Here is a 420-nt window from a genome sequence, read left to right as displayed (position 1 = left end):
ATCACCTCCTTTCTAAGGATAATAACGGAATATCACCTTTAGGTGATAAGCGGATTAACGTGACATATTGTATTCAGTTTTGAATGCTCATATTGAGGATTCAAAATTAAATGGGCCTATAGCTCAGCTGGTTAGAGCGCACGCCTGATAAGCGTGAGGTCGGTGGTTCGAGTCCACTTAGGCCCACCATTTAATTAATATATAAATTAAATTGAAAGCATTTGTCAGTCTATGAATTTCTTGATGAACGCAGCGAAGATTACTAGTCGTAACTGAGCAAGTGAAGAAAGAAATGAAGACGAATGCGAAGGCTTGTCAATTTAATCAAATTGTACATTGAAAACTAGATAAGTAAGTATAAATGATTTTACCAAGCAAAAACCGAGTGAATAGCGAAAGCTTGAAACTAAAATTATCGCT

General features: G+C 36.2%; 1 tRNA gene. It reads left to right on the top strand.

Annotated features, from left to right (window positions below):
* The first annotated feature begins 112 nt into the window (after nt 1–112).
* Nucleotides 113–189, top strand: a tRNA-Ile gene (locus CD122_RS11550).
* Nucleotides 190–420: the final 231 nt, after the last annotated feature.

The organism is Staphylococcus rostri (genome assembly GCF_002902145.1).
In the GTDB taxonomy this organism is placed as follows: domain Bacteria; phylum Bacillota; class Bacilli; order Staphylococcales; family Staphylococcaceae; genus Staphylococcus; species Staphylococcus rostri.
This window is presented reverse-complemented; position numbering and strand designations above follow the sequence as displayed.